This window comes from Vibrio sp. 10N.222.52.B12 (assembly GCF_002875385.1).
Taxonomy (GTDB): Bacteria; Pseudomonadota; Gammaproteobacteria; order Enterobacterales; family Vibrionaceae; genus Vibrio; species Vibrio jasicida.
In genome coordinates this window covers 1-286 of the sequence record NZ_MDAW01000073.1, presented here as the reverse complement: position 1 = coordinate 286, position 286 = coordinate 1, and the positions used below count along the sequence as shown (strand labels likewise).

Genomic DNA, 286 nt, shown 5'->3' with positions numbered 1-286 from the left:
AATTAGCAACGCGACAGTCAACGAAGGTGATCCGGCAACGTTAGACGTTACCCTGAGCAATCCAAGCACGACCGACACAGTTGTGAGTATGACGCTTGCTGATGGTACTGCTGACGGTGGTGTGGACTACACAGACACCTCTGTGACGATCACTTATGCAGATAACTCAACCCAAGTTGTGGCTGTAAATCCGGATGGCACATTTGACGTAACTGTTCCTGCGAATGACACGACTTATAGCGTCACCGTTAGTACTACCGGTGATGATGTCTTTGAAGGTCCAGAG

The 286-nt window shown here is 49.3% G+C and carries 1 protein-coding gene; it reads left to right on the top strand.

The features are described 5' to 3' along the window. Positions 1-286 (top strand): Calx-beta domain-containing protein (locus BCT11_RS03860; protein WP_277869646.1); only part of this gene is annotated, 286 nt, incomplete at both ends.